At 74.3% G+C, this 24,380-nt stretch carries 27 protein-coding genes; 17 read left to right on the top strand and 10 right to left on the bottom strand.

Annotated features, from left to right (window positions below; genetic code table 11):
* Positions 1–7: 7 nt before the first annotated feature.
* Both surE and BCAV_RS17585 read right to left on the bottom strand, forming a co-directional pair.
* Positions 8–844 carry a 5'/3'-nucleotidase SurE gene (surE, locus tag BCAV_RS17590; RefSeq protein ID WP_015883973.1) on the bottom strand — a complete coding sequence of 279 codons (837 nt, stop codon included), beginning with the start codon at positions 842–844 and terminating at the stop codon, positions 8–10.
* The gene (locus tag BCAV_RS17585; RefSeq protein ID WP_043350439.1) at positions 844–1,794 is read right to left on the bottom strand and encodes a 1-phosphofructokinase family hexose kinase; all 951 of its coding nucleotides are present in this window, start codon (positions 1,792–1,794) and stop codon (positions 844–846) included. Before BCAV_RS17585 ends, surE begins: the two co-directional genes overlap by 1 nt.
* An 86-nt stretch (positions 1,795–1,880) precedes the next feature.
* On the opposite strand from BCAV_RS17585, the gene BCAV_RS17580 reads away from it, so the two are divergent.
* From BCAV_RS17580 to BCAV_RS21790, 9 genes are all read left to right on the top strand, one after another.
* Positions 1,881–2,789 (top strand): phytoene/squalene synthase family protein, encoded by a 909-nt coding sequence (locus tag BCAV_RS17580; protein WP_043350436.1) that lies wholly within the window; start codon positions 1,881–1,883, stop codon positions 2,787–2,789.
* 43 nt (positions 2,790–2,832) lie between these two features.
* On the top strand, positions 2,833–4,488 hold the full coding sequence (gene crtI, locus BCAV_RS17575) for a phytoene desaturase family protein (protein ID WP_015883970.1): 1,656 nt from the start codon (positions 2,833–2,835) through the stop codon (positions 4,486–4,488).
* The gene (locus tag BCAV_RS17570; RefSeq protein WP_015883969.1) at positions 4,485–4,829 is read left to right on the top strand and encodes a lycopene cyclase domain-containing protein; all 345 of its coding nucleotides are present in this window, start codon (positions 4,485–4,487) and stop codon (positions 4,827–4,829) included. Before crtI ends, BCAV_RS17570 begins: the two co-directional genes overlap by 4 nt.
* Positions 4,826–5,221 (top strand): lycopene cyclase domain-containing protein, encoded by a 396-nt coding sequence (locus BCAV_RS17565; protein WP_015883968.1) that lies wholly within the window; start codon positions 4,826–4,828, stop codon positions 5,219–5,221. The genes BCAV_RS17570 and BCAV_RS17565 overlap by 4 nt, the downstream gene beginning before the upstream one ends.
* Positions 5,218–6,120, top strand: a complete 903-nt coding sequence (locus BCAV_RS17560) for a prenyltransferase (protein WP_015883967.1) — start codon at positions 5,218–5,220, stop codon at positions 6,118–6,120. The genes BCAV_RS17565 and BCAV_RS17560 overlap by 4 nt, the downstream gene beginning before the upstream one ends.
* A 49-nt stretch (positions 6,121–6,169) precedes the next feature.
* Entirely contained in the window at positions 6,170–7,666 is a 1,497-nt protein-coding gene (locus BCAV_RS17555) for an SDR family oxidoreductase (RefSeq protein ID WP_015883966.1), read from the top strand.
* A 9-nt stretch (positions 7,667–7,675) separates the two neighbouring features.
* Positions 7,676–8,137, top strand: a complete 462-nt coding sequence (locus tag BCAV_RS17550; RefSeq protein ID WP_015883965.1) for a pyrimidine dimer DNA glycosylase/endonuclease V — start codon at positions 7,676–7,678, stop codon at positions 8,135–8,137.
* Between the two features lie 237 nt (positions 8,138–8,374).
* Positions 8,375–10,285, top strand: coding sequence for a DEAD/DEAH box helicase (locus tag BCAV_RS17545; RefSeq protein ID WP_015883964.1), 1,911 nt, complete (start codon positions 8,375–8,377; stop codon positions 10,283–10,285).
* Between the two features lie 344 nt (positions 10,286–10,629).
* Positions 10,630–11,898, top strand: coding sequence for a winged helix DNA-binding domain-containing protein (locus BCAV_RS21790; protein WP_015883963.1), 1,269 nt, complete (start codon positions 10,630–10,632; stop codon positions 11,896–11,898).
* 158 nt (positions 11,899–12,056) lie between these two features.
* Here the strand turns inward: BCAV_RS21790 and BCAV_RS17530 are convergent, their stop codons facing one another.
* Positions 12,057–13,013: a phosphoglycerate dehydrogenase gene (locus BCAV_RS17530; RefSeq protein ID WP_015883962.1), complete on the bottom strand. Its 957-nt coding sequence runs from the start codon at positions 13,011–13,013 to the stop codon at positions 12,057–12,059.
* Positions 13,014–13,050: 37 nt separating this feature from the next.
* Entirely contained in the window at positions 13,051–14,442 is a 1,392-nt protein-coding gene (locus BCAV_RS17525) for a threonine/serine exporter family protein (protein ID WP_015883961.1), read from the bottom strand.
* 138 nt (positions 14,443–14,580) lie between these two features.
* On the opposite strand from BCAV_RS17525, the gene msrB reads away from it, so the two are divergent.
* The 4 genes from msrB (at position 14,581) to BCAV_RS17505 (ending at position 17,682) form a co-directional block, all read left to right on the top strand.
* Positions 14,581–14,982, top strand: coding sequence for a peptide-methionine (R)-S-oxide reductase MsrB (msrB, locus tag BCAV_RS17520; RefSeq protein WP_015883960.1), 402 nt, complete (start codon positions 14,581–14,583; stop codon positions 14,980–14,982).
* Entirely contained in the window at positions 14,979–15,809 is an 831-nt protein-coding gene (locus tag BCAV_RS17515) for an endonuclease/exonuclease/phosphatase family protein (protein WP_015883959.1), read from the top strand. The genes msrB and BCAV_RS17515 overlap by 4 nt, the downstream gene beginning before the upstream one ends.
* A gap of 65 nt (positions 15,810–15,874) precedes the next feature.
* Positions 15,875–16,798 carry an AEC family transporter gene (locus tag BCAV_RS17510; RefSeq protein WP_043350414.1) on the top strand — a complete coding sequence of 308 codons (924 nt, stop codon included), beginning with the start codon at positions 15,875–15,877 and terminating at the stop codon, positions 16,796–16,798.
* Positions 16,795–17,682: an EamA family transporter gene (locus BCAV_RS17505; RefSeq protein WP_015883957.1), complete on the top strand. Its 888-nt coding sequence runs from the start codon at positions 16,795–16,797 to the stop codon at positions 17,680–17,682. The genes BCAV_RS17510 and BCAV_RS17505 overlap by 4 nt, the downstream gene beginning before the upstream one ends.
* Positions 17,683–17,712: 30 nt before the next feature.
* On the opposite strand, the gene BCAV_RS17500 is transcribed toward BCAV_RS17505, so the two are convergent.
* From BCAV_RS17500 to BCAV_RS17485, 4 genes are all read right to left on the bottom strand, one after another.
* On the bottom strand, positions 17,713–17,982 hold the full coding sequence (locus tag BCAV_RS17500) for a GlsB/YeaQ/YmgE family stress response membrane protein (protein ID WP_015883956.1): 270 nt from the start codon (positions 17,980–17,982) through the stop codon (positions 17,713–17,715).
* Positions 17,983–18,117: 135 nt separating this feature from the next.
* Positions 18,118–19,077 carry a pirin family protein gene (locus BCAV_RS17495; RefSeq protein ID WP_015883955.1) on the bottom strand — a complete coding sequence of 320 codons (960 nt, stop codon included), beginning with the start codon at positions 19,075–19,077 and terminating at the stop codon, positions 18,118–18,120.
* A 4-nt stretch (positions 19,078–19,081) separates the two neighbouring features.
* Positions 19,082–19,417 (bottom strand): GNAT family N-acetyltransferase, encoded by a 336-nt coding sequence (locus tag BCAV_RS17490; RefSeq protein WP_015883954.1) that lies wholly within the window; start codon positions 19,415–19,417, stop codon positions 19,082–19,084.
* A 120-nt stretch (positions 19,418–19,537) separates the two neighbouring features.
* Entirely contained in the window at positions 19,538–20,182 is a 645-nt protein-coding gene (locus tag BCAV_RS17485; RefSeq protein WP_015883953.1) for a fasciclin domain-containing protein, read from the bottom strand.
* A gap of 188 nt (positions 20,183–20,370) precedes the next feature.
* On the opposite strand from BCAV_RS17485, the gene BCAV_RS17480 reads away from it, so the two are divergent.
* From BCAV_RS17480 to BCAV_RS17465, 4 genes are all read left to right on the top strand, one after another.
* The gene (locus tag BCAV_RS17480) at positions 20,371–21,192 is read left to right on the top strand and encodes a DUF4397 domain-containing protein (RefSeq protein ID WP_015883952.1); all 822 of its coding nucleotides are present in this window, start codon (positions 20,371–20,373) and stop codon (positions 21,190–21,192) included.
* Between the two features lie 218 nt (positions 21,193–21,410).
* On the top strand, positions 21,411–21,881 hold the full coding sequence (locus BCAV_RS22335; protein WP_015883951.1) for a class F sortase: 471 nt from the start codon (positions 21,411–21,413) through the stop codon (positions 21,879–21,881).
* Positions 21,882–21,922: 41 nt separating this feature from the next.
* Entirely contained in the window at positions 21,923–22,471 is a 549-nt protein-coding gene (locus BCAV_RS17470; RefSeq protein WP_015883950.1) for a sigma-70 family RNA polymerase sigma factor, read from the top strand.
* Positions 22,458–23,192: an anti-sigma factor gene (locus BCAV_RS17465; RefSeq protein ID WP_015883949.1), complete on the top strand. Its 735-nt coding sequence runs from the start codon at positions 22,458–22,460 to the stop codon at positions 23,190–23,192. The genes BCAV_RS17470 and BCAV_RS17465 overlap by 14 nt, the downstream gene beginning before the upstream one ends.
* Before the next feature lie 50 nt (positions 23,193–23,242).
* Here BCAV_RS17465 and BCAV_RS17460 read toward each other — a convergent pair whose 3' ends face one another.
* Both BCAV_RS17460 and BCAV_RS17455 read right to left on the bottom strand, forming a co-directional pair.
* A complete protein-coding gene (locus tag BCAV_RS17460) occupies positions 23,243–23,701 on the bottom strand; it encodes a hypothetical protein (RefSeq protein ID WP_015883948.1) in 459 nt (152 codons plus the stop codon).
* Complete coding sequence (locus BCAV_RS17455) at positions 23,698–24,255, bottom strand: RNA polymerase sigma factor (protein ID WP_015883947.1); 558 nt, start codon at positions 24,253–24,255, stop codon at positions 23,698–23,700. The genes BCAV_RS17460 and BCAV_RS17455 overlap by 4 nt, the downstream gene beginning before the upstream one ends.
* Positions 24,256–24,380 lie beyond the last annotated feature (125 nt).

The following is a 24,380-nucleotide window of genomic DNA, read 5'->3' as shown; positions in this document are numbered from 1 at the left end:
GGGTCAGTCAGGCGCCGGGTGACATCGTGCGCCCGGCCGAGACCTCGCCGAGCTCGCCGCCGTCGACCCAGTCCGCGGCCCGGTGCCCGTCGACCCGCGGGAGCTGCACGCCGGCGTCGTCGCTCACCGGCGCCCGCAGCAGCGTGAGCGTCGCCCAGCCGCGCGCGAGGAGGAACGCGTCGCTGCCGTCCTCGGTGCCGGCGCCCAGGCCGGAGTAGGTGAGCGTCACGTAGTCGTGGCCCTTCTCCTTGACGCGGCCCTGCACGGCGCCGAACGTCGCGAGCCGGGCCGGGCGCATCCCGCGCACCGCGTCCATCGGGAGGTCGGGCACGTTGAGGTTGAGCACCCGGTCGCCGAGCGGGGGCTGCTCGAGCAGCCAGTCCAGCGCCCGCCGGGTGTAGGCCCGCGCCGTCTCGAGGTGTCGGGGCGCCGGCGAGGCGATCGACACGGCCATCGCCGTGATGCCCTGCGTCGCCGCCGACAGCGCTGCCCCGACCGTGCCCGAGTGCAGCGTGGCGTGCCCGGTGTTCGCGCCGAGGTTCACCCCGGACAGCACGAGGTCGGGCTTCGGGCCGAACGCCCCGTAGGACGCCGTGAACGTGATGAGCGCCGGGGCCGCCCGGACGGCGAACGCGGGGACGTCGTCTGGCAGCCCGGGCGGCCGGGCCGCGGCGAGCCGCAGCCGACCCTCTGCCTCGTGCCCGATGAGCGACGCGCTCGCGCCGGAGTACTCGCGGTTCGGGGCGGCGACGACGACGTCGCAGCCCACCTCGCGGGCCACGTCGGCGAGCACCGCGAGGCCGGGGGAGGCGACGCCGTCGTCGTTCGTCACCAGCGCCCGCATCAGCCCAGGTCCTCCACCCTGATCCGCGCGGCGAACCGTTCGATCTGCTCGCGCCGCCCGGTCCCGAGGCCCCGGCGTGTCACGTTCAGCGCACCCGCCGCCGCTCCCAACCGTACGGCGTCGGCGATGACCTCACCCCTCGCGAGCGCGACGGCGATCCCCGCCGTCATCGAGTCGCCGGCGCCGCGGTGGTCCAGCGGTGTGACGACCGGCGTCACGACCCGCACCACCGCCTCCGCCGTGACGACGAGAGCCGGGTTGCCCGCCCGCGAGACGACGACGGCGCCCGTGCCGCGCGTGACGAGGCGCTGCGCGGCGTCGACGAGCGCTTCCTCGCCGTCGCCCGGCGCGAGCCCGGCCTCGACGAGCTCCTCGTCCGACATCTTGAGCACCGACGGGCCCGCGTCCGCAGCAGCCTTCGCGTGCCCGCCGGACAGGTCCGCGACCACGGGCTTCCCGGCGGCGCGCAGGTCCCGCACGAGCCGCGCGAAGAAGCTGCTCGGGAGCACCCGCGCCGGTTGCGCCCCGGTGAGCACGCACGCGTCGGCGTCGAGCGCGGCGACCAGCACCGTGCCGTACAGGTCGTCGACCTCGTGCCGGGTCAGTCGGGCCGGCGGCATGTGCGCCACGGTCTCGCGCTCCCCGGAGCGCTGATCGTGCACGTACGCGCCGTTGCCCGTGCCCGACGGCGACGCCTGGAGGGTCATGCCCATCCCGGTGATCATGGGCGCGAGGAGAGCGCCGATCTCGCCGCCGATCGGCCCGCAGACGACCACCTTCGCGCCGAGCGACGTCGCCATCCGTGCGACCCACAGGCCCTGCCCGCCGAGGTGCGTGTGGACGTCGGCGACGGTGGGGTCGTCGGCGTCGCCGGTCGGCTCGATCTCGACCATGAGGAGCGGCGCGGGCGCGACGACGCACAGTACCGGTGCGTGCTCCTCGGCCTTCATGGGCAGAGCGTAGGGCGGCGCCGGGTGGTGCGCGACGGCGTCGGGCAGCACCCGGGAGGGTGCCGCGCGCCGACGGTCCGGGCATGATGCTGGGAGTGAGGACGCAGCCCAGCCCCCGCCGCCGGTACGACGCCACCGCGTACCGGTGCGCGCGCGTGGTGCTCGCCGACTACTCGACGTCCTTCAGCGCCGGCACGCGGCTCCTGGACGCGCGCACCCGCGCCTACGTCGAGTCGATCTACGCACTCGTGCGCATCGCCGACGAGATCGTCGACACGTTCGCGGCGCAGGGACCCGCGAGTCCTGGGCAGTCCCGCGACCAGCTCGAGGCACTGCGGACCGAGACGGAGGCAGCCCTGGAACGCGGCTGGTCCACGAACGTGATCGTGCACGCGTTCGTGCTCACCGCCGCCCGCGTCGGGATCACCCGGGCGGAGACCGACCCGTTCTTCGCGTCGATGGCGATGGACCTCGACGTCCGCGACCACGACCGAGCGAGCTACGAGCGCTACGTGTACGGCTCGGCGGAGGTCGTGGGCCTCATGTGCCTGCGGGCGTTCCTCACGGCCGGCCGGCCCGCGGGGGCCGCAGCCCTCGAGCCCGACGACGACGCGCTCACCGGCGCTCGCGCACTCGGCGCCGCGTTCCAGAAGGTCAACTTCCTGCGCGACCTCGGCGACGACGCCGGGCGCCTCGGGCGTGACTACTTCCCGGCGGCGCACGGCGGGGTCCTCGACCACGGCGCGCTGCTCGAGATCCTCGACGAGATCGAGGAGGACCTGGCGCTCGCGCGCGATGCGCTGGCGGCGCTGCCGCCTCGCCCGCGGGCGGCCGTCACCGTCACGCTCGAGCTCTACACGGAGCTGTTCGACACGCTCTCCGCGATGACCCCGGAGGAGATCCGCGCGACACGGGTGCGGGTCCCGGACGTGCGGAAGGCGCTCGTCGCGGGCCGCGCGATGAGCCGGAGCTGGCTCGCTGACCACCGTGACTGACCCGGCGGCGCGCGCCCGGCCGGCCGGGCCGCGTGTCGTCGTAATGGGCGGCGGCGTCGCCGGCCTGGCGAGCGCCGCCCTGCTGGCCCGCGGGGGTGCGGACGTCACGCTGTTCGAGCAGCACGACGACGTCGGCGGCCGGGCCGGGCAGTGGCGGCAGGACGGCTTCACGTTCGACCTGGGTCCGTCGTGGCTGTTCATGCCCGAGGTGTTCGAGCACGTCTTCGCGCTGCTCGGGCGGCGGTGGTCCGACGCCGTCGCGCTGCGGCGCCTGGACCCGGCGTACCGGGTGTTCCCGGAGGCCGGCGAGCCGCTGGACGTCGTCGCTGACGCGTCGGCGAACTGGGCGGCGTTCGAGGCGCTCGAGCCCGGCGCCGGGGCGCGGATGCGCCGGTACGCCGAGGAGTCGGCCGAGACGTACCGGATCGCGCTGGACCGTTTCCTGTACAGCACGTTCGAGCGTCCCGCCCGCACCGCCGACCCCGTGGTGCTCGCCCGCGGCGCCGAGCTCCGACGGCTGCTCACGTCGTCGCTGGCCGACCACGTCTCCTCCACGACGACGCACCCGCTGCTCGCCCAGCTGCTCGGCTACCACGCGGTGTTCCTCGGCTCGGCGCCGGGGCGGGTCCCCGCGCTCTACTCGTTGATGTCGCACCTGGACCTGGGCACCTCGGCGGGCGGCGTGCTCTACCCGGAGGGCGGGATCTACGCCGTCGTCGAGGCGCTCGCCGCCGCGGCCCGCGAGGAGGGCGTCGACGTCCGCACGGGCGTGACGGTCCGGCGGATCGTGGTCGACGGCGGAACCGCCACCGGCGTGCTGACGCACCCCTCGCGCGGCGGAGGTGACACGGTGCACGTACCGGCCGACGTCGTCGTCGGCGCGGCGGACCTCCACCACGTCGAGACGGCGCTCCTCGACGCGCCGTGGCGGACGCACCCGGAGCGGCGGTGGGCGCGGCGCAACCCGGGAGTGTCGGCGCTGCTGGTCTACGCCGGGGTCCGCGGCGAGCTGCCCGAGCTCGCCCACCACTCGCTGTTCTTCACCCGGGACTGGGACGCGAACTTCGAGGCGGTCCTGGGCCCCGGGCGGCACCGCGTGTGGCCACCCGGCCCGCGCCGCGTGGGCGCCGAGCGGCTGAGCGTCCCCGATCCCGCCTCGCTGTACGTCTCCCGGCCCACGGCCACCGACCCGGCGCTCGCGCCGCCCGGCCACGAGGCGCTCGTGGTGCTCGTGCCGGTGCCGTCGGATCCCGCGCTCGGCGCCGGGGCGGACGGCCGCGCTCACCTGGAGGCGCTCGCGGACCGCTACCTCGACCAGATCGGCGCCTGGGCGCACATCCCTGACCTGCGCGGGCGGGTGGTGCTGCGCCGCGTCGTCGGGCCGGCGGACTTCGCGAGTCGGTACGGCGCCTGGCGCGGGGGCGCCCTCGGCCTCGAGCACACGCTCGCGCAGTCGGCGATGTTCCGCCCGGCCGGCGTCAGCGCCCGTGTGCCGAACCTCCTGTACGCCGGGGGATCGACGACGCCGGGCGTCGGCCTGCCGATGTGCCTCATCAGCGCGGAGCTCGTCGTGAAGCGCCTGCTCGGCGAGACGTCGGCGCACCCGCTGCCCGCGCCCCTGCGCCCGGGCTACCTGGACGCGGCCCGCCCGTCCGGGCATCGCCACTGGGGCGCGCACGATCGCGGAGCCGCGCGATGAGCGGCGCGTACCTGGCCCTGCTCCTGTTCTCGCTCGGCGGGCTGGGGCTGCTCGACTGGCACCGGCGCCTGGTGGTCGCGGACCGCGGCGGGCCGGCGCGCGGGCTCGTGACGATCGCGCTCGTCGTCGCCGTGCTGCTGCTGTGGGATCTCGCCGGAGTCGCCGCCGGCTTCTTCTTCCGGGGCGACGGCGACCACCTCCTGGGGTGGCAGGTCGCGCCCGAGATCCCGGTCGAGGAGGTCGTGTTCCTGACGCTGCTCGTGTACGTGACGTTGCTGACGTGGCGCCTCCTCGCGACGCGTGGCGGCGAGCCGAGGCCGTGGCGACGGGAGGAGCGGTGAGGTACCTGCTCCTCAACGCGGCCGTGCTCGCCGTCGTCGTCCTCGCCGCGGCCCTCCTGCTGCGGCGGGCGCGGCCGACGCGCGCCGAACGCCGCGAGCTCGGGCGACCCCTGGCTCTCACGGCCCTGGTGCTCGTCGCGATGACGGCGGTGTTCGACTCGTTGCTCATCGCGACAGGGGTCATCGCCTACGACGAGGCTGCGCTGCTCGGAGTGCGCGTCGGTCTCGCGCCGCTCGAGGACTTCGCGTACACGTTCGCGGTGCTCGCGCTCGCCCCGGCGCTGTGGATCGCGCTCGGGCGACGAGCCCGCGGCGCCCGCCGGGCCGGCCTGGTCCGTGGGCGACCGGTCGACGACGACGGCGCCACCCCCGAGGGCGGTGCCGGCCGGTGAGGGAGGTGCTCGCCGCGTCGCGGCCGTTCTCGTGGATCAACACGGCGTACCCGTTCGCCGCGGGGATGCTCGTGGCGACCCAAGGCCGGCTCGACGTCGCCGGCTGGGTGACGTTCGCCGTCGGCACGCTCTTCTTCCTCGTGCCCTACAACCTCCTGATGTACGGCGTGAACGACGTCTTCGACTACTCGTCCGACCTCGCGAACCCCCGCAAGGGCGGCATCGAGGGCGGCCTCGTCGCGCCGGAGCGGGCGCGTGTGGTGCACCGGCGGATCGTCGTCGCGAGCGTGGCGACGACGACGCCGTTCGTCGTCGCGCTCCTCGCGCTCGGCTCCGGCGGGAGGCTGGGCGGGGTGCCGCCGTGGCCGTCGCTGACGCTGCTCGTCGTCGTGTTCGGTGTCGTCGCGTACTCGGCGCCGGAGATGCGGTTCAAGGAACGCCCGGTGCTCGACTCGTTCACGTCGGCGATGCACTTTGCCGGGCCGTTGCTGTACGCGCTGGTGCTCGTCGGCGCGCCGCTGACGGCGCGAGCGGTGTGGCCCGCCGTGGTCGCCTTCGTGGTGTGGGGGATGGCGTCGCACGCGTTCGGCGCGGTGCAGGACGTGCGGGCGGACCGGACCGGCGGGATCGCGTCGGTGGCGACGGCGCTCGGCGCGCGGACGACGGTGCGGCTGGTGGTCGGCGCGTACGTGCTCTCCGCCGCCGCGCTCGCGGTGCTGCCGTGGCCGGGCTGGCTGGCGGCGGTGCTGCCCCTGGCGTACGCGGCGAACGCGGCGCGGTTCCTCGACGTCACCGACGACGACTGCGAGCGCGCGAACGCCGGCTGGCGCGTCTTCCTCCGCCTCAACCTCGTGGCCGGGGCGGCCGTCACGATCCTGCTGCTCGCCGCGAACCACTGACCGGTGCCCACTGCTCGCGCGTTCCGCGGGCGCGTCGGAGACTGGCGTGATGACGAGCGGCAGGCGCGTGCTCGTGACGGGCGCCACGGGGTACATCGGTGGCCGACTCGTGCCCGAGCTGCTCGCTGCCGGCGCCTCCGTGCGGGCGATGGCGCGGCACCCCGAGCGGCTCGAGGGCCGGCCGTGGGCAGACGACGTCGAGACCGTGAAGGCCGACGCCCGGGACGAGGAGCAGCTCGGTCGGGCGCTCGACGGCATCGAGGTGGCGTACTACCTCATCCACTCGCTCGGGTCGGGTGCCACGTTCGAGCAGCGTGACCGCGCCACAGCCCTCCGCTTCGGCGCAGCCGCGCGGGCCGCCGGCGTCCAGCGGATCGTCTACCTCGGCGGCATGCACCCCGACACGGAGGAGCTCTCACCCCACCTCGGGTCGCGGCGCGAGGTCGGCGAGATCCTCCTCGCCTCGGGAGTGCCGACGGCGGTGCTCCAGGCCGCGGTGATCCTCGGCTCGGGCAGTGCGTCCTTCGAGATGATGCGGTACCTCACCGAGCGGCTGCCCGCGATGGTCGCGCCGAGGTGGCTGGACAACCGGATCCAGCCGATCGCCGTCCGCGACGTGCTGCACTACCTCGTCGGGGCCGCCGACCTGCCGGCGGACGTGAACCGCACCTTCGACATCGGCGGCCCGGAGGTGCTCACCTACCGCCAGATGATGCAGGAGTACGCGCGGGTCGCCGGGCTCCCGCGGCGGGTCATCGTGACGGTGCCGGTCCTCACGCCTCGCCTGGCCAGCCACTGGGTCGGGTTCGTCACCCCCGTTCCGACGGGCATCGCGAAGCCGCTCGTCGAGTCGCTGATCCACGAGGTCGTGGTGAAGGAGCAGGACATCCGCGCGTACGTCCCGGACCCTCCGGGCGGTCTCACCTCCTTCACCCGCGCCGTCGAGCTGGCGCTGAAGCGGATCCGGGATCACGACGTGGCCACGTCCTGGGCGTCGGCGTCCACGCCGGGGGCGCCGAGCGATCCGCTGCCCGCCGACCCGGACTGGGCCGGAGGCAGCCTGTTCGTGGACGAACGGGAGATCGCCGTCGACGCCAGCCCGCAAGAGCTGTGGGAGGTGATCGAGGGCATCGGTGGAGCCCACGGCTGGTACTCCTGGCGGCTCGGGTGGGTGGCTCGCGGCCTGATGGACAGGGTCTTCGGCGGTCCGGGCCTGCGCCGCGGCCGCCGGCACCCCCACCGGCTCGCCGTGGGTGACGCCCTCGACTGGTGGCGCGTCGAGGTGATCGAACCCGGCTCGCTCCTGCGCCTGCGAGCGGAGATGCGGCTGCCGGGCCTCGCGTGGCTCGACCTCGCCGTGAGCGTCGACGAGCGCGGACGCACCCTGTTCCGGCAGCTGGCGACGTATCATCCGCGGGGTCTCCTGGGCCAGGTGTACTGGCGGGCCGTCACGCCGTTCCACGGCGTCGTGTTCGGGGGCATGCAGCGCAACATCGCGCTCGCGGCCTCGGCCGCGCACGCCGTGCCGGAACGGGGTGCTGCGTAGTCTCGCGGGATGCGCCTGTGGTCCGTCCATCCGCGGTACCTCGACCGCCAGGGACTGACGGCGTGCTGGCGAGAAGGGCTGCTGGCGCAGGCGGTGCTCGTGGGCGCGACGCGCGGGTACACGCGACACCCCCAGCTCGAGCGGTTCCGCGCGACCGCCGCGCCCGTGCGGACGATCGGCGCCTACCTGACCGGTGTGCACGTCGAGGCGTCCGCGCGCGGCTACACGTTCGACCTCGGGCGCGTGCGCGAGCCGGGCGCGGACGTGCCGACCATGCTCGTCACGGACGGGCAGCTGAGGCACGAGTGGGCGCACCTCGTGGCCAAGCTGCAGCGGCGATCGCCCCAGCTCCTCGACCGGTGGAGCGCCGTCCAGCTGCCGGACCCGCACCCGTCGTTCCGCGTCGTCGCCGGCCCGGTAGCTGCGTGGGAGCGAGGGCCGGCGGCCGGTCCGCGAGCTTCGTCGCGCTGACGGCGTCGAGAGGCCACACGTTCGTCGTGCGCCGGTCTGCGCGCCTCGCGTTGCGCAGCCCACACCGGCGTCGCGCGGAACCGTGAGAGGATGTCCGACGACGGCGCCCCGCACCCGGGGCCCGTGCCGCGAGTTTCTTCCGCGCCGGCGAACGCCAGCTCCTCGAGCACAGGCTTCGCGTCCGAGCGCGATCGCATCCTCCGCGGCTCTGGCCGCACCATCGAGACGGATCTCTTCGTGACTTCACTCAGCCCTGCCCGCACGCGCGACGACAGCGCGGCGGCGCCCACCACCGCGACGGAGGCGACGCCGTCGTTCTCCGACCTCGGCGTGCCGGGACCGCTCGCGCGGTCCCTCGCCGAGCGCGGCATCACCATGCCCTTCCCCATCCAGACGGCGACGCTGCCCGACACGCTCGCCGGCCGCGACGTGCTCGGCCGGGGCCGTACCGGCTCCGGCAAGACGCTCGCGTTCTCCCTGCCGATGGTCGCCCGCCTCGCCGGCGGCAGCGCCGTCGGCCGGGCGCGCCCGCGCGGCCTGGTGCTCGCGCCGACCCGTGAGCTCGCCACCCAGATCTCCGAGACGCTCACCCCGCTCGCTCAGGCGCTCGGCCTGCGCACGACCGTCATCTTCGGCGGCGTGTCCCAGGGGCGCCAGGTGACGGCGCTGAACGACGGCGTCGACATCCTCGTCGCGTGCCCCGGCCGCCTCGAGGACCTCCTCGGCCAGGGCCTCCTGACGCTCGACGCCGTCGAGATCACCGTGCTCGACGAGGCCGACCACATGGCCGACCTCGGCTTCCTGCCCGGCGTGAAGCGGATCCTCGACCGGACGCCGCGCGGCGGCCAGCGGATGCTGTTCTCCGCGACGCTGGACAACGGCGTCGACGTGCTCGTCAAGCGCTACCTGAGCGACCCGCTGACGCACTCGGTGGACTCGGCGTCGTCGCCCGTCGCCCGCATGACGCACCACATCTTCGAGGTGGCGAACGCCGACGCGAAGCGGGAGCTCGTCGAGCTGCTCGCGTCCGGCAGCACCCGCCGACTGCTCTTCATGCGGACGAAGCACCAGGCCCGCAAGCTCGCGCGCCAGCTGACCGAGTCCGGCATCCCCGCCGCCGACCTGCACGGCAACCTGTCGCAGAACGCCCGCGAGCGGAACCTCGCGGCGTTCACGTCCGGCGAGCTCAAGGTCATGGTCGCCACGGACATCGCCGCGCGCGGCATCCACGTCGACGACGTCGACCTCGTCGTGCACGTCGACCCGCCTGCCGAGCACAAGGCGTACCTGCACCGGTCCGGTCGCACGGCCCGCGCGGGCGCCGGCGGCGACGTCGTCACGATCATGCTGCCCGAGCAGCGCTCCGACGTCCGGTCGCTCACGCGTGCCGCGAAGATCAGCGCTCAGCCGCGTCGGGTCTCGCTGTCCGACGACGACGTGCGCGCGCTCGTCGGTGACGTCGCCCCGCGCGTCGACCCGGCTCGGGCGCCCGAGGGTGCCGCGGTGAAGCCGTCGGCGGCGCCGCAGCCGCGCCGCGGCCGGGGTGCGGCGTCCGACGACGCGCGCGACGGGGGCGGCCGCGGTCGTCGTCGCCGTGGCGGGTCCACGGGGGCGTCCGCCAACGGCGCCGGCGGCGCCGGCGGCCAGGGTCGTGGCCAGGGTCGCGGTGGCCAGGGTGGCCCCGCCGGTGACGGCGGCCAGCAGCGGGGTGCGCGCCAGGGCGACGCTCGCCGCGGCGACAACCAGCGCAGCGCCGTCGACGGCCGGTCCGGGCAGCGTCCCGCGCGCGGTGGGCGCGGCGCGCGCAGCGGCGGCTCGAGCCTCGCGTGGTCGAGCTCGTCGGGCGGCTCCAGCTCCGGTGGCTACGGCGGTTCGGGTTCGTCCGGTGGTCGCGGCGGGAACGGCGGCTCGGGTGGCTACGGCGGTTCGGGTTCGTCCGGCGGCCGTGGCGGGAACGGCGGCTCGGGTGGCTACGGCGGTTCGGGTTCGTCCGGTGGCCGTGGTGGCAACGGCGGCTCGGGTGGCTACGGCGGCTCGAACGGCGGCCGGAACGGCCAGCGCTCCGGGTCCTCCGGCGGTCGGGGGTCGGGCTCGCGTGCGGGCGGGATCGTGCAGATGTCGCAGCGCGGCGGCGGCCGCTCCCGCTGAGCCGCCCCGCCCGATCCGGGTCCGGGTCCCTGTCCGGGTCCGGGTCCGGGTCAATGGTCGAGCGTGTGGTTGGTCCCGTGTCGGGCGGTGTTGGGGTGAGGAACCGCACGGTCGGGTGAGTGGTCGGCGTGCCGGCGGGGCCGGACCGTGTGGTTGGTCCCGTGTCGGGCGGTGTTGGGGTGAGCAACCGCACGCTCGGGTGAGTGGTCGGCGTGCGGGCGGGGCCGGACCGTGTGGTTGGTCCCGTGTCGGGCGGTGTTGGGGTGAACAACCGCACGGTCGGGCGACCGGTCGAGCTCAGGTCTGCCCGCCGGGACGTCGGTGCGGAGCCGTAGAGTCCGGACGTGACAGAGAGCCCGACCGACGCCGTCCTCGACACCCGCACCCTGGGCCGCGCGACGCTGGCGCGCCAGCAGCTCCTGGAGCGCGCCGAGGTGGCGGGTGACGACGACGTCGTCGCGCTCGTCGCCCGCGTCGCCGGCTTCCAGGCGCAGACGCCGCAGACCTGGTACGCGGGGCTGTGGAACCGGATCGCTGACTTCGACCCGACGTCCGTGGGCCGGATGATCGAGGACGGCCGCCTGGTCCGGATCGCCGTCATGCGCTCGACGATCCACCTCGTGAGCCCGGACGACGCCTACGCCTGGCGGCGCGCCCTGCAGCCGGTGCTCGACAGCGAGCTCTGGCAGGCGCAGCACAAGCACCTCGCCGATCACGACGCCCTCGCCATCGCGTCGGCGGCGCGCGAGGTGCTCGCCGACGAGGCGCTGACCGCGAAGCAGCTCAGCGAGCGCCTGGCTTCGAGGTGGCCGGACGTCGCGCCACGGACCATCGCGTACACGGCCCGGAACGCCATGCCGCTCGTCCAGGTTCCGCCCCGTGGTGTCTGGGGCAAGCCGGGCGCCACGCGCTACCGGGTGCTGCACGACTGGGTCGTCGAGACGGCCGAGCGCCGCGGCAAGACCCCGCCCGCCTGGGCACTGGCGCGTGAGGTGGGCGACGTCGTCTCGTCGTCGTGCACGTCCTGGTTCGACCGCGGGCGACCAGGGGAGCGCCCGCTGCGCGCCGCCGACGACTCCCCGGAGCTCCGCGCCCTGATCCGCCGCTACCTGGCGGCACTCGGTCCGGCGACGGTGCAGGACGTCCAGGCGTTCACAGCGCTCACGCGCCTGGCGGAGACCACCGACCGCATGGACGACCTCGTGCGTACCCGCGACGAGAAGGGCCGCGAGCTGCTCGACGTCGACGGCGCACCGCTCCCGGATGCGGACACGCCGGCACCGCCGCGCGTGATGTACGACTTCGACAACACGTTCCTGTCGCACGCCGACCGGTCACGCGTCGGCGACGACGCCGTGCGCGCCGCGTGGCCGCGCGACACGAACGGCATCGTGCCCGGTGCCGTCACCCTCGACGGCACCACGGCCGGGTGGTGGCGCCTGCTCCGTGACGGGAGAGGCCGCCCCGAGGACGCCGCGCGGATCGAGATGGAGCTCGTGCGGCGTCCGGCGGCCGGCGAGCGGGCGGCGCTGCGCCGCGAGGTGGACGCGCTGCTGAGGTTCCTCGCACCGGGCGACGGCGCACGCGAGGTGCGCATCTCGCGCGCCGCCTGAGAGGTCGATACACCTGACGGTCGAGGAGGCGCTCGCGATGCGCGGCGCGCACGCGATCGAGGAGATCCCCGACGACGTCGTCCCGCGCGGTGGCGGATGATCCTCGCCGACACGTCGGCGTGGGCCATCGAGGGGCTGAGCCCCGAGCGTGCAGCGCGTCAGCCGGCCGCCCGGACCACGTTCCGCAGCTCCTGCCCGGCGAGCAGGCGCCGCAGGTTGTCCTCGATGAGCGCCTCGGCGCCCTGCGGCCGCCCACCCGCGGAGTGCGGCGTGAGGATGAGGTTCGGTGCGTCCCACAGGGGCGAGGATGCGGGCAGCGGCTCGGTCGCCGTCACGTCGAGTGCCGCCCCGGAGATCGAGCCCGAGCGCAGCGCGTCGTCGAGGGCACCCTCGTCGACGGTCGCCCCGCGACCCACGTTGACGAACCACGCCTTCGGCGCCAGGGCGGCGAACACGGACGCGTCGACGACGCCGGCGGTCTGGGGTGTCGCGGGCAGGATGTTCACCAGCACGTCGAGGGTGGGCAGCAGTCCCGGTACCTCGGCGTCGGTGACCACCGGCACGCCGGCCCGCTCGCCCGCGGACCGGGCGACGCCCGTGACCGAGGCGCCGAGCGCCCGCAGGTACCCGGCGAGCCGCTGACCGATCCCGCCGAACCCCCACACGAGCACGCGCGCGCCGTGCAGGGTGGTGAACCGCTCGGCGTTGTCGAGCGGCTGCCCGAGCGACAGCTCGCTCGCCCACCGCCGTGCGCGCCGCGCCTCGTCGGCGACGTCGAGCCGGCGGGCGGCGGCCAGGATCAGCCCGAGCGTGTGCTCGGCCACGGGCCCGTCGTGCAGGCCCTGGCCCGCGGTGATCGTGACGTCAGGCCCGAACGGCGCGGCGAGCACCTGGTCGGGACCGGCCGCGAGCGTCTGGACCCAGCGCAGGCCCGGCAGGGCATGCGCCGCGTCCGCGAGCCGGTCGGAGGCGTTCGCCCACACCACCAGCGCGGCGGCGTCGTGGTGCTCGGACGGCAGAGGAGCGGCGACGTTGTACGGAACGGCCGTGACGCCGTCGCCGAACGTGGGGTGCAGGGGGAGCGAGGTCGGCAGGAGGATCTTCACCCGCGCCATTATCGACGCGACGCCGGACCGGTGCGCCGAGCGTCCGTCACCGCCCGCCCGGCGCGCCGCTGTCGCGGGCGGCGGCGGCGATGGACCGGGTGACCCGCCGGGCGTCACGGGCGAGCGCCGTGCCGAAGAGCACACCGAGCGCGATCGAGAAGAGGGCGATCACCGCCTGCACCGCGTCCTCGACGCCCGCCGCGTTCCCGCCGGCGAGCTCGGAGACGCCGACGAAGCTGAGAGCGCCGGGCACCAGCAGCCAGAACGCCGGCAGGCTCGTGACGACGGCGGGCGGCCCGGACGGGCGGCGGGCGATCAGCTCGGAGAGCGGGGCGACGACCAGCCCACCGACGAACCCGGACAGCGGTCCGGCGAGGACCGTGGCGCCGAGGAGCTGCGCGCCGTAGACGGCCACGAGCAGCACGAAGATCCACGGGAGGGCGCGCGGCGACGGCGCGGCGTAGAAGAAGTAGCCGATGCTGACGACGGCGATCCCGACGAACGGCGCCCACGTGCCGAGCGTCGTGTCGGACGTGCCCTGCGGCAGCGGGCCGGCGATCGTCACGCCCGCGACGACGCCGAACGCGAGCAGCAGCAGCTGCGCCAGCCCGTGTCCCAGCCGGCTCGTGCCCGCGACGACCTGACCGCTCGTGAGCTCCATCGCCGCGATCGTGAGCAGGGCTCCCGGCAGGAAGCTGACCACCGGCGGCGCGATGACGAGCACGGGGTCGACGCCGAGCCACGGCGCGAACCACGTGACGCCCATGAGCGTCACGACGAACGTCGCGAGGACGGGCAGGCCGGTGCTCAGGGAGGACCAGCGGCTCGCGACCACCCGGAGGAGACCGATGACGGCGCCGAGCAGCGCCGTCACGGGCAGCACGCTCAGCGTGGGGTTGAGGATGAGGGCGAACCCGAGCGCGAGCGTCGCGTGCCCGAGCACGAGCGAGCCGGCGCCGAGCGACGGCGGCTGCGCCAGGATCGCGGCGAGCAGGGTCCGTCCCTCCGCGGGCGAGACCTCGGCGCGGCGCAGGCGGTCCTCGAGCGCGTGGACGTCGCCCACCTGGCGCAGGCTCAGCGTGTCGCCGCTGGGGCTCCCGAGGTCGATCTCCACCTGCGAGTCGGTGCGCTGCTGGACGCGGACGAAGATCGCCGTCGGGAGCACGATCGTGCGCACCGACGCGACGCCGTAGGCGCGCGCCACGTCCTCGACGACGTCAGCCGTGTCCATCACCGAGCGTCCCGCGCGCAGCTCGGCCTCGCCGACGTCGCGCAGGAGCGGGACGAGCTGCGGGTCGCCGTGGAACGTGTCGGCGACGGGAGTCAGGGACCCGGTGTCCTCGTTGAGCGCCTCGATCGCGCGCCGGAGGCGCCCCACGATCGAGATGCGGTGAGGCTGCTCGACGGGGGGCGGCACGCCGTCGTCGTCCCCGCTCATCGCCACCTCCTCGGCCGCGACGCTACCCGGGTCCCGCCGCAGCCGCACCGTCCTGGGGACGCCCCCGCGATGCGCAGCCCGGAGCCGCGGAATGACGCGGGGCGTCCTACCGTTGTCCTGGCCGAGGAGAGGACCCACATGACCGAGCACGTGACGAAGTCCGACGACCAGTGGCGCGCGGAGCTCGCGCCCGCGGAGTACGCGGTGCTCCGGGAGGCAGCGACCGAACGCCCGTGGACCGGAGAGCTGCTCGACGAGAAGCGCGTGGGCGTCTACTCGTGCCGGGCGTGCGGCGCGGAGCTGTTCCGCTCCACCACGAAGTTCGACAGCCACTGCGGCTGGCCCAGCTTCTTCGCGCCGCAGGACTCCGACGCCGTCGAGCTCATCGAGGACCGCACCCTCGGGATGGTCCGCGTGGAGGTGCGGTGCGCCACGTGCGGGTCGCACCTGGGCCACGTGTTCGACGACGCCCCGCAGACGCCGACCGGCGACCGCTACTGCATGAACTCGATCGCGATGACGTTCGCACCGTCCGCGTGAGCCCCGGGAGTGCGGAGGACGACGGCGTCGCACCGATGCGGCTCGTCACGCTCAACCTCCAGCACGGGCTCGGGACGGGCGGCGGGGCGCTCGACGCCGACGCGCTGGCGGCCGCCGTCGCCCCGCTCGCCGGGACGCATGTGCTCGCGCTCCAGGAGGTCGACCGCGGGCAGGTGCGCAGCGGCGGTCTCGATCAGGCGGCGGTCGTGGCCGCCGCCCTCGGCCTGCCGCACGTGCGGCAGGCGGCCGCGCTCGTCGGGAACGTGCGGGCCGGCGTCGTCCGCCCCGACCGGGCAGGCGCGGAGCACCCGGAGTCATACGGCGTCGCCCTGCTGAGCGCGTTCCCGGTGCTCGCCTCGTTCGCCCAGCCGCTGCCCGGCGGCTGGGTGCGGTGGCCGCGACGACGCGCGGGGCGCTGGCGCGTGGCGATCGACGAGCCCCGCGTCGCCCTGGCGGCGGTGCTGGACGTGGCGGGCGGGCCGGTGAGCATCGCCACGACGCACCTCTCGACGTTCCCGGCGACGGCGACAGGCCAGCTGCGCCGCGTCGTGCGGCTGGTGCGCGGGATGCCCGGCCCGCGGCTCGTCTGCGGCGACCTCAACCTGAGGACGCCGTCCGTGCGGCTCGCGACGGACCTCGCCCCGCTCGCGCGCGGCGACACCTACCCGTCGTGGGCACCGACGCGCGAGATCGACCACGTGCTGGGGGAGGGGTGGGCGCTGCCCGAGGGGCCGGGCGCGCCGCTTCCCGCGCTCGACGTCGCCGACCACCGACCGGTCGCCGTCACCCTCGGCCTCCCGTCCGCCCCCGCCCGTGGATATCGCTGACACGAGCCGTGCCGGATGGCGGATGCCCGTCGGGGACCGCGGGGCTTCGCACTACGGTCGTGGGCGTGAGCGGCGTCCTGTCCGGGTTCTCCCTGATCGCCGCCATCGTCGCCATCGGCTACGTGCTCGGCCGGTTCCGGGTGCTCGGCGACGCGGCGCCTCTCGTGCTGTCCCGGCTGGCGTTCTTCGTCGCGACGCCGGCGCTGCTGTTCAGCACGCTCGCGGCGTCGCGGGCGAGCGAGGTCTTCTCGGCGCAGTCGGTCACCGGCTGGGTGAGCGCGAGCGCGATGCTCGTCGTGTACGCCGTCGCCGCCCGCTGGTGGCTGCGGCGCCCCGGCGCCGAGAGCGTGATCGGGGCGCTGTGCTCCGGGTACGTCAACGCCGGGAACCTCGGCATCCCGATCGCCGTCTACGCCCTCGGCGGTGCGGCCGCCGTCGTTCCCGCGATGATGTTCCAGATGGTGGTGCTGGCGCCGGCGGCGTTCGTGGTGCTCGACGTGCTGACCGGCCGCGGCGACCGCTCCGGGCTCCGCTCCGCCGTCGTGCCGCTGCTCAACCCGATGCTGCTGGCCGCGCTCGCCGGGATCGGGGTGTCCCTCGCGCGCGTCGAGCTGCCCGAGGTGGTCATGGGCCCGATCGACATGCTTGGCGCCACCGCTGTCCCCGTCATGCTCATCGCGTTCGGCATCTCGCTGCACGGGGCGCCGATCCCCGGGCGCACCGAGCTGCGCCGTCCGCTCGTCCTCGCCGTCGCGCTCAAGAACGCCGGCCAGCCGGCGCTCGCGTGGGTGCTGGGGACGTTCGCGTTCGGGCTCACCGGGCCCGCCCTGCTCGCGGCGGTCGTCGTCGCCGCGCTCCCGACCGCGCAGAACGTGTTCACGTTCGCGATGCGCTACGGCTCCGGCGTCGCGCTCGCCCGCGAGGCGATCCTCGTGAGCACGATCGCCTCCGTGCCCGTGATCCTGGCCGTCGCGGCGGTGCTGACGTGACGCGCCCCACCGGCGTCGCCGACCGGGTGCCGGCCCCGGCCCTGTTCATCGCGGCAGGGGTCTCGCAGTACTACGGCGCGGCGCTCGCGATCGGACTGTTCGCCGTCACGCTCCCGACCACCGTGGCGTGGGTCCGGCTGCTCGTCGCCGCCGTCGTGCTGCTGGCATGGAAGCGCCCGTGGCGCGTGGCCTGGACCCGGCGCGAGCTGCTCGCCAGCGCGCTCTTCGGCCTCGTGCTCGGCGGGATGAACCTGCTGTTCTACGTCGCGATCGCCTACCTGCCCCTCGGCGCCGCCGTCGCCATCGAGTTCGCCGGACCGGTGGCGCTCGCGGCCTGGGGCGGGCGGACGGCGCGGGCGCGGCTCGCGATCGTGCTCGCCGTGGCCGGGGTGCTCGCGATCAGCGTCGTCGGGCTGGAGTGGAGCTCCGACACGCACGGCACCGCGCTCGGGATCGCCGCCGCGCTCGCGGCGGGTGCGTCGTGGGCGGTCTACATGGTGCTGGGCCGGCGGATCGCCGTGCAGCGGGACGGCACGACGTCGCTCGCCGTCGGGATGGGCGTGGCGGCGCTGGTCTACGCGGCCGTCGGGGCGCCGTTCGTGGGTCCGCTCCTCGCGTCGTGGGACCTCGCGCTCCTCGCCGTCGCCGTCGGGGTGCTCTCGAGCGCCGTGCCGTACGCCATCGACCAGGTCGCGATGCGCCGGCTGTCGACGCCGGTGTTCGCCCTGCTCAACGCGCTCCTGCCGGCGACGGCGACCCTCGTCGGCGTCATCAGCCTGCGGCAGGTGCCGTCGTGGGGTGAGGTCGCCGGGCTCGTCGCGATCAGCGTCGCCGTCGCCATCACGACGGCGCGACCCCGGCCGGTCACCGCGGCGCCGCCGTGACCCCCCTCGACGCCGCGGGACGGCGGGCCGTCAGGTGGCCGTGCGGCGCTTGCCGGTCAGTCCGGTGTAGAGGAACAGCACGATGACCGACCCCAGCAGCGCGAGCAGCCAGGTGCGGATGTCGAAGAAGTCGCCGAGTCCGCCGCCGAAGATCAGGCTGCCGATCCAGCCCCCGAGGATCGCGCCCACGATGCCGATGACGAGGCTCGCGACCCACCCGCCGACGGCGCGGTCCTTGAGGATGGCCTTCGCGATCGTTCCGCAGATCAGGCCGACGATGATGTAGCCGATGATGCCCACGGTGTTCTCCCTTCGTCCGGCAGTCCACAGGGGTCTGCGCAAGGAGGAGCCTCGCAGCGGGTGAGGTCGCATGCACGCCGAACCGCGGCACGACACGGTCACAGCCCAGTCACGATCGGGTCACGCTCGCCGGGGTCAGCGGTGGCGACGACGGCGCGGCGTCAGGCGGACGTTCGGCAGCGCGGGCGCCGGGATGCGCTCGTCGCCGTGCGCGGGGATCGTGCCGAAACGGACGCTGTGCGCCTCCCAGTCCTCACGTGCCTCGGCGATCTCCGCGTGGGTGCGGCCCACGAAGTTCCACCACATGAGGAGGTCCTCGCCGAGCGGCTCACCGCCCAGCAGGAGCAGGCGGGCGACGCCGTCGGCGGCGAGCGGGAGCTCCTCGCGGCCGGTGCCGAGATACAGGAGCGGACCCGGCTCGAGCCGCTCGCCCGCCACGCGCACCTCGCCGTCGATGGTCTGCACGGCGTACTCGAAGTCGGGTCGCAGCGGCACCGCCGCGGAGGAGCGGGCGCTCAGGTCGATCTGCGCCCCCACGAGCGGCGTGTGCACGTGGGCGGGCGAGCTGACGCCGTCGAGCTCGCCGACGAACACGCGGGCGCGCACACCCCCCGTCTCGACCACGGGCAGGTCGTCCGCGCCGACGTGCTCGAACGCGGCATCGGCGTGCCGGTCCGGGTCCGGCAGGGCGACCCAGAGCTGGAGGCCGCGTGCCCCCACGTCGTCGACGGTGAACTCCGAGTGGGAGACGCCCGCCCCGCTCGTCATGAGGTTGAGCTCGCCGGGCCGCAGGAGCTGCTCCGAGCCGAGGCTGTCCCGGTGGAGCATGCGTCCTTCGAGCGGCCACGTCACCGTCTGCAACCCGATGTGCGGGTGCGGCAGGACGTTCATCGGCGCGTCGCCGGGCGTGAACGCGTCGAGGAAGCACCACGCGCCCACTGTCGACAGCTCGCGGTGCGGCAGCGTCCGGCTGACGACGGCGGCGCGGAGCCCGCCGAGCGGCACCTGACGGGCCTCGTACCGCTCGCGCACAGGACCGGCAGCGCCGGTGGCTGTGCACTCGGTCTCGTGCGGATGGGTCTCGAGGTTGGTCATGGCGTCACGCCCGGGTGCTCGTCGGCGGGTCGAGGAGGTCGTCCCAGTCGTGGTGGCGACGGACGTAGCGCGCGACGTACGGGCAGACAGCGACGATCCGCCTGCCGGCCGCACGGACGTCGTCGAGCGCCTCGCGCACCAGCTCTCCGGCCAGTCCCTGCCCCTCGTGGCGCTCGTCGATCTCGGTGTGCACGAAGACGAGCCTGTCGCCGTCGGGCACGTACGCGGTGAAACCCACGGTCTCGGAGCCCAGGCGGATCTCGAACCGTTGGTGCTGCGGGACGTGGACGACGACGGCGCCGCCACCGTCCGCGCCGGCCGCACCCTCGCTGTCGGTCATCTGAGTCATTCTGCCTGACGGCGGCCCACCTGACCCGAGGCGAAGGCGGCTCCGACTCGCCCGCCGATGGCGCTGGGCAGCGGGCCGGCCGAGAACACCCGGCCCGCCGCCCGTGCACCGCTACAGGTTGATCGGACGGAGGACGGCCGTGATGCCGTGGGCGATCTGAACGTTGCCCTCGTTGATGTCCAGCTTGCTTCGAATCAGGAACGGGTTGAAAGCGTCGGGGTCCTGATCGACGAGCCGGACGAGCGAGAACCATCGGCTGAGGACGTCGACGCGGAACGTCGCGCCCTGCGCGGTGGTCAGCACGGCGTCGTCCGATCGAAGCGCCGTGCCGGAGTCGATCGTCACGCCGGGAACCACGTGGTACAGCAGCACCTGCTCGACGGCGTCGATGCCGACCGCCCCGGCCACGGCGGTGAGAACCTGCTCCTCGGTGCGCAGCCACTGATGGGTCAGGTCCAGGGCGAGCAGCTGGAACGCTCGGTCGTTCGGGAGGAACGCGGTCAGGGGGACCGAGCCGTCCGCGAGCACGGCCACAGGGCTGTCGGGCTTGGCCTGAAGCACCGCGGCGATCGCCTGGTCGGCGATGTCGAAGTCGTACCAGTGGCGATCGAACGTGTCTCCGTCAGCCGCAAGCACGGCCGCGAGGCTCGTCGTCCCGGCAGGTGCCGCAGCGGCGGGCGAGGCGACGAGCGTGGCGCCCGTCAGCGCGACCACGCCGAGGCCCACGGAAACGAGTGCGCGTCGAAGCTTCATCATCGAGTCCCTTCGTCATCCACACGGTGGAGGTGGCCGTGGCCACCGGACGCCGGTCGTGCGTCCATCTACTCTTCCGGGCGAACCGCCACCACGGATGCACCCGAACTCCTGCATCCGATCGCCGCCCTCCGCCTGTAGTAGGGGTGTCCGTAGATCCGCTCACCGCGGGACCAGTTGATGGAGGAGTCATGCGAAGAGTGCACGTCATCCCGGTTGTCCTCGCCGCCGCAGCCATGGGCTTGGCCGCCGGGCCAGCCGCGGCTCAGGGGTCCTCACCGGCCATGCTTTCCGTGCTGCACGGCGTTCCCGACACCCCGGTCGACGTCTACGTCAACGACGAGCTGACGCTCGACGACTTCCAGCCCGGCGAGCTCGCCGGTCCGCTGGAGCTGCCCGCCGGCACCTACACCGTGGCCATCACCGCCGCCGACGCGGCCGACGCCAGCGCCCCGGTGATCGGGCCGGTCGACCTGCCGCTGGAGGCCGGCGGCAACTACACCGCGGCAGCGTTCCTGGACGCCGCCGGTGAACCGACCGCTGCACTGTTCACCAACGACACCTCGGCCACGGAGGCCGGGCAGGGCAGGCTCACCGTGCGCCACGTCGCGGCCGCTCCGGCGGTCGACGTCCTCGCGGGCGGAGAGGCCGTCATGACCGCCCTGGAGAACGGCGGCGAGCAGTCGCTCGACCTCCCGGCCGGCACGGTCAGCGCTTCCGTCGCGGCGACCGGGACAACCGATCCGGTGATCGGCCCGGCCGACGTGACTGTGGCCGAGGGCGCGCTCACGGTGGTCTACGCCTGGGGGAGCCTCGAGGCCGGCAACCTCGCCCTCGCGACGCAGACGGTCGAGGGACTCCACTCCCCGCCCGGCGGCGTCCCGACGGGGCAGGTCCAGGTGCCCTCGGGGCCGTCCGGGACCACGGTGTTCACCATCGCCGCGATCGGACTCGTGCTGGTGGCGGTCGTCGTGGCGGGTGTGCTGCGCCGGACGTCGAAGGACGCCCGCTGACCGCCGACCGGCCGTCGTTGCGCGCGGCCGTGAGGGTGCTCGCCGGCACCCTCGCGGCCGCGTCGCTCGTCTCCTGTGCGACGACGGACTCGGCGTCGGGACCGGTTCCGGAGACGCTCGGCGACGGCAGCAGCGCCAGCTCTCCGGCTTCACCGACCGCCACCGCCGTCGGGCCTGGGGACGTCGCGACCGAGGATCCGCCGGTTCAGGATGCGACGGTGCTGGACCGGGCGGACGACGCAGCCGCGCCGGTGCGGGTCACGGTGGACGAGCTCGAGATCGCGGTCCCGGTCGACCCCGTTGGTGTGGCTCCGGACGGCCAGGTCGAGGTGCCGCCCGATGCCCTGCGTGCCGGGTGGTACCGGTTCGGCCCGGCCCCGAGCGAAGCCGGGTCGTCCGTCATCGTCGCGCATGCAGGGTCCTACATCACCCCGTTCGGCCCGTTCTCGACGCTCACCGACGCCGAACCCGGGATGCGGATCGACGTGGAGCTCGACGACGGGACGGCTGCCTCGTTCACGGTGACGGCGGTGGAGTTGCTGGAGAAGGACGGTCTGGACCTCGGCCCGTACTTCGTCCGCTCCGGCCCTCCGCACCTGATCCTCATCACCTGCGGAGGGGTCTGGGACGACTCCGCCCAGAGCTACCTCAGCAACGTGCTCGTGACCGCTACGCTCTCGGGTATCTAGGACTGGTGCACCAGCATGCGCACGGCCGCGGATGCCCGGAGGTGATCGTCGTCGACGAGGACGCCGAGCTCGAGACTGCCTTCAGCGACGGTGACCCGGACGCCGTGAGGATCGCCTACGACCGGTGGTCACCACTCGTGTACACGCTCGCCGTGCGGGCGCTGGGCAACGTAGCGGAGGCGGAGGACGTGACGCAGCAGGTCTTCGTGTCGGCGTGGCGGAGCCGAACCTCCTACCGATCCGATCTCGGGCCGCTTCCGGCGTGGCTCGTCGGGATCACGAGGCGACGCATCGCCGACGCGTTCGAGGTCCGGGCCCGCGAACGCCGTGCCGTCGAGGCTTCCCCGGCCGCCGGCGACGGTCACGCGGAGAACGTCACTCAGGTCCTCGACTCCGTGATCATCACCGATGCCCTCGGCCGGCTGCCCGAGCCCCAGCGCCGCGTCGTCGCCCTGGCGTTCTACGAGCAGCTGACGCACACCGAGATCGCAGCGCACACCGGTCTTCCCCTGGGGACCGTCAAGAGTCACCTCCGCAGGAGCCTCGAACGCCTGCGCTCGACGTTGGAGGTGCCCGATGTCACATCCTGACCGCGAGGACCTCTCGGCGTGGGCGGTCGACGGCACCATGCCCGACGACGCGCATCTCCACGTCGACTCCTGCGACGAGTGCCAGGAGGAGCTCGCTGCTCTCCGCCGCATCGCCGAAGCCGGACGCATGCGATCCGGTGAGCTCGCGACACCCGCGCCCCATGTCTGGGATCGCATCGCCGCGGAGCTCGCGCTCAGTGCCCCCTCCGCTCAGCCGGACGGTGCGGCGCCACCACCCACCACGGGCCGACCCGACGGCGATGGCGGCGACCCCGCAGCGGAGACCCGACCCAGAGCGTGGTGGCGACGACCCACCGCATGGATCGCGGCGGCCGCCTTCGCCGTCGGCGCGATCGGCGCCGTCCTCGTCGAACGCGCCCTCCGACCCGGCCCCGCGGAGATCATCGCCACGGCCGAGCTGGTGCCTCTGCCCGGCTGGGACGATGCGGGCCGCGCCGACCTGGAGGTCGAGGGCCAAGGGCGGGTGCTCGCCGTCGATCTCGCCACAGCGCCGGACGAGGGCTATCGGGAGGTCTGGCTGATCTCGTCCGACCTCGAACGACTCATCAGCCTCGGGGTCCTCACCGGGACCACCGGGCGCTTCGACATCCCGGACGGCATCGATCTCGACGACTTCGCCATCGTCGACGTCTCAGCGGAACCGCTCGACGGCGACCCCGCGCACTCGGGAGACAGCATCGCGCGCGGGGAGCTCACCTAGCCGCGGCGCGTGCGTCGGTGACCAGCGGAACTGGCGAGCCTTTCGCGCGGTCAGAGGTCCGAGGGGTCGTCCGTGACGTCCGTGACGGCGATGTCCACGAGGATCTCCGCCCGTCCCGCGTGGGGGCCGAGGATCCGCTCGAGCTCCGCGCGCGCGATCGTGCGCACGTCCTCGCCGAGGGCGAGCACCGGTTCGCCGAACCTGACCACGACGTGCAGCGCGACGGACGTCAGCCGGCCGTCGTCGTCAGCGGTGAAGGCGGTCCTCGAGACCGCGACGCGCTCGCCGTCGTCGACCCGGTGCCGCAGCCGCTGCTCCACGACGCTGGCGGAGACCGCGTAGGCGTCGCCGTCGTCGGTCCGGCCGCGCAGCTCCTGCGAGGGGCGGATGGCGCCTCGGAGGCGCTCGAGCACCGTGGGGCGTGCATGGATCCAGCCGTCGTCGGTGTGCTCTCGCAGCATCGACGTCGCCGCCGCGAGCCGCGACGTCTGGTCGCTTCGCGGACTCATCGCCACTCCTCCAGCATCGTCGACAGTGCGCCGCGGGCGCGGTGCAGCTGGCCCCGGACGGCCCCCGTGCTCGTCCCGAGCACGAGTGCGATCTCCTCGTAGCTGAGCTCCTCGACCTCTCGCAGGAGCCAGCATGCGCGCTGCGTCGGGGGCAATCGTCGCAGACCCGCCTCCAACGCCGTCAGGAGTCCGGCCGCGACAGCGATGTCCTCCGGCCGTGCGCCGGGGTCGACGAGCGCGAGGTCCTCGGGCAGCGGGTCGTGGTAGCGCACCCATCGCGACCGGAAGCGGTAGACCTGGCGCGTCGCGACGCCGAAGAGCCACGTCCGCACCGTCGAGTCGCCGCGGAACCCCGGCAGCGACATCCACGCGGCGAGGAACGTCTCCTGCAGGCAGTCCGCGGCTTGGTCGTCGTCGCGGACGAGGCGGCGCACGTACCGGTAGAGCGCCGGGCCGTGCCGGTCTGCGAGCTGCGCGAACGCGTCCCGGTCACCGAGCGCGGCGCGCCGGGCGAGCGCGGCGTCCGAGACGGCGCGCGGCGCGGTCTCGGACATCTGTCGACGGTAAGGCCGCGCCTCGTGCTGCACACCCGGAGACGGCGGAGAAGTTCACCCCGAGAGGCGCGTGACGATCTGGTGCGACTCGGCACTCATAGATGACACGTGGGACGCGACCAGAG

It is taken from the genome of Beutenbergia cavernae DSM 12333, assembly GCF_000023105.1.
Lineage (GTDB): Bacteria > Actinomycetota > Actinomycetes > Actinomycetales > Beutenbergiaceae > Beutenbergia > Beutenbergia cavernae.
This window is presented reverse-complemented; position numbering and strand designations above follow the sequence as displayed.